Source organism: Streptomyces sp. CO7 (assembly GCF_053474865.1).
Genome location: NZ_JBRIOU010000194.1, coordinates 1 through 3745 on the forward strand (window position 1 = coordinate 1; position 3745 = coordinate 3745).

At 77.4% G+C, this 3745-nt stretch carries 2 protein-coding genes; both read left to right on the forward strand.

Features of this window, described 5'->3' with window-relative positions; all coding sequences use genetic code 11:
• Positions 1–1461, forward strand: a 1461-nt coding sequence (locus ACOV8S_RS32485; protein ID WP_448322196.1) for a condensation domain-containing protein, incomplete at its 5' end; no start/stop codon positions are given.
• A 163-nt stretch (positions 1462–1624) separates the two neighbouring features.
• A partial coding sequence (locus ACOV8S_RS32490; protein WP_448322197.1) for an amino acid adenylation domain-containing protein occupies positions 1625–3745 on the forward strand: 2121 nt, incomplete at its 3' end.

Below are 3745 nucleotides of genomic sequence, written 5' to 3' on the forward strand. Positions count from 1 at the left end.
TTGCTGGCCCTGCCCACGGACCGCCCGCGCCCCGCCGTGAGCGACGGCGCCGGCGCCCTCACCCGGTTCACCGTGGGCGCCTCCACCCACCGGGCGCTGCTGCGCCGTGCCCGGGACTGCGGCGCCACCCTGTTCATGGTGGTGCAGGCCGCGCTCGCCGCCGTCCTGACCCGGCACGGCGCGGGCTGCGACGTCGCGATCGGCACCACCGTCGCCGGGCGCGGCGACGACGCCCTGCACCCGCTCGTCGGATTCTTCGTCAACACGCTGGTGCTGCGCACCGACACCTCCGGCGACCCGGCCTACGCCGAGCTGGTGCGCAGGGTCCGGGAGGCGGGGCTCGCCGCGTACAGCCACCAGGACCTGCCCTTCGACCGGCTGGTGGAGCACCTCAACCCGCACCGGTCCGCCGCCCACGCCCCGCTGGTGCAGGTGATGCTCCAGGTGCACGCGGCGCCCTCCGGGCCGGCCGCTCCTCCCGCCCCGTCCGCCCTGGGCGGCGATCCGGTCGCCTTCCGGGCCGGCGGCGCCAAGTGCGACCTCACCTTCGCGCTCACCGAGCGGACCGGCCCGGACGGGGCGCCCGCCGGACTCCAGGGCGTCCTGGAGTACGCGACCGCGCTCTACGACGAGCAGACGGCGTCCCTGCTGACCCGGCGGCTCGCCGAGACCCTCGACGCGCTGGCCGCCGACCCCGCCGCGCCGATCTCCGCGCTCGGCTACGGTCCGCCGGCCCGGACAGGCCGGGCGACGGTTCTGGACGAGCGGGGGCGGCCCGCCGCCGTGCGGGTGCCCGGCGAGGTCCACGAGCCGGCTCCGGGCGGCGGTCTGCGTCCCACCGGCCGGCGTGCGTTCGCCGCCGCCGACGGCAGGCTGTGCCCGGTGCCCGTCCTCACCGCGGCCGGCTACCCGGTGGAGCCCGGCCGGATCGAGGAGGTCCTGCTGCGCCATCCCGCCGTGACGGGCGCGGCCGTCGCCGTCCGTGACGACCGGCTGTACGCGTACGTCACCTGTCTGCCCGGCGGCGTGAACGGGCAGGAGCTGCGCGGCTGGGCCGCCGACCGGCTGCCCGACTACCTGGCCCCGGCCCGGGTGGCCGAGGTGAGGCGGCTGCCCGCTCCGGGCGAGCACGGCCACGTCCCGCCGGCGAAGGACGCCGGCGGGCCGGCTGCCCCGGACGGCCGGGAGGAACGCCTGCTGGGCGTCTTCCGGGACGTCCTCGGCGGCCGGGAGGTCGGCAGGGAGGACAACTTCTTCAAGTCCGGGGGCCACTCCCTGCTGGCGGTGCGGCTGCTCAACCGGATCCGGGCCGAGTTCGGCCAGGACCTCACCCTGCAGGACGTGTTCCGCAACCCGACCGCGGCCGCCCTGGCCCGCCGCATGACGGGCGGCGGCGGGAGTCCGGCGGCGACCGCGCTGCGGCGGCGCACCCGGGCGGGCGCGCGGGCCGCGTCCCTCTGACGCACCGGCAGCGGCAGCTGCGGGCGGCCCGTTCCTGCCGCCCGCAGCTGCCGCGCGCACTGCCCCGGGGGCGGCCCGGCCGCCCCTAGCGTGAAGGGCACGGAGGCGAGAGGAACCGTTCGCCCCGGTCTCTCGGCCGTGCCCTTCACCGGAGGAACTCAGCATGCCCCCCATAGGAACGGAAGACCTGCTGGACGGCGGGCCGTCCCCGTCGCCGGCCCCGCCGGTCCTCGAGCTCTTCGCCCGCCGGGCGCGCGTGAGGCCCGGCGCCCGCGCCCTCGTCCAGGGCGGCGTCCACCTCACCTACGCCGAGCTCGCCGCCGCGGTGGACGAGCGGGCCGCCGAGCTGGCCGCGGCCGGCGCCGGGCCGGGCCGTCTGGTCGCCCTGCACCGGCCGCGCTCCGTCGAGGCGATCGTCGGCATCCTCGCCGTCCTGACCACCGGGGCCGCCTACCTGCCGCTGGACGTCCAGGCGCCCGAGGCGCGCAACGAGGCGATCCTGCGGGACTGCTGCGGCCAGGACGCGCCCTCGCCCGCCGACGTCGCCCGCCACGGCGAACTCGTCCTCCCCGGCCCCGGCGTCGACGCGGACGCCGCCTACGTCATCTACACCTCCGGGTCCACCGGCACCCCCAACGGCGTCGTCGTCGCCCACGACTCCCTCGCCCACTTCACGGCCGGCGTCATCCCCGCCTACGGCATCGGCCCGGACGACCGGATCCTCCAGTTCAGCCCGCTGCACTTCGACGCCAGCGTCCAGGAGATCTTCAGCGCCCTCGGCGCGGGCGCCACCCTGGTGCTGCGCACCGACGACATGCTGGACGTCGGGGAGTTCCTGACCGGATGCGCCCGGCACGGCGTCACCCTGGTGGACCTGCCCGCCGCCTACTGGCACGAGCTGGTCCACGTGCTGTCCACCGGGTCCGCGCGGCTGCCCGGCTGCCTGCGCCTGGTCGGCACCTTCGGCGAGGCCGCCCTGCCGGAACGGGTCGCCCAGTGGCGCGACCTGACCGGCGGCCGGGTCCGCCTCCTCAACAGCTACGGGCCCACCGAGGCGACGGTCGCCGCCACCGTCGCCGACCTCACCGACCACGACGGCGGCCCCGTCCCCATCGGCCGTCCCCTGCCGGGGGTCCGCGCCGCCGTCGTCGACGGCGAACTGTGGCTGCTGGGCGGCGGCCTGACCCGCGGCTACCTCGGCCGCCCCGAGCTGAACGCCCGCCGTTTCACCACGCTGGACGGGGAGCGCGCCTACCGCACGGGTGATCTGGTCGCCGTCGGGGACGACGGGCAGATCCTCTTCCACGGCCGCGTCGACGACGAGGTGAAGATCGGCGGGCAGCGCATCGACCCGGCCGCCGTCGACTCCGTCCTCGCCGGCCATCCCGCGGTCCGGGAGGCGGCGGTCGTCGCCCAGCAGGAGGCCGACGGCGTCAAGCGGCTCGTCGCCTTCGTCGTCACCGACGGCGGCGCGGGCGCGGGCGAGCTGCGCGACTGGGTGCGCGAGCGCATGCCGGCCGCCGCGGTCCCGGCCGCCGTCGCCGTCGTCGTCGCCCTGCCCCGCACCAGCTCCGGCAAGATCGACCGCAAGGTGCTGCGCACCACCGACCCGCGGCTGCCGGTCGTCCACGAGGGGCCGCTGCCCCTCGAGGACCGGGTGCCGCTGTCCCACGCCCAGCGGCGGCTGTGGCTGGTCGACCAGCTCGACGGCCCGTCCGCCGCGTACAACATGCCGATCGTCCTCGAACTGGACGCCCGGCCCGACCCGGCCGCCCTGGCCGCCGCCGTCACCGACCTCGCCGACCGGCACGAGGTGCTGCGCACCGTGTTCCTCACCCCGGACGAGGAGCCGTACCAGCATGTCCTGGCCCCCTCGGTGGTCCGGCTGCGCACCGTGGAGTGCCCGGCCGGCGAGGTGCCCGGCCGGGTGGCCCGGTTCACCGCCGAGAGCTTCGACCTCTCCCGCGACCTGCCGCTGCGGGTCGCCCTGTTCCTGCCGCAGGACGGCTCCGGCGCGACCCTCGCCGTGCTCCTGCACCACGTCGCGGGCGACGGCTGGTCCCTCGCCCCGCTGATGACCGACCTGGCCCGCGCCTACGCCGACCGGGCCCGGGGGCGCGCCCCCGGCTGGGAGCCGCTGCCCGTCCAGTACGCCGACTACACCCTGTGGCAGAACGACGTCCTCGGCGACCCGCGGGACCCGGACTCCGCCGTCTCCCGGGGCCTGGACCACTGGCGCTCGGCCCTGGACGGGGTCCCCGCGGTGGCCGACCTGCCCCTGGAC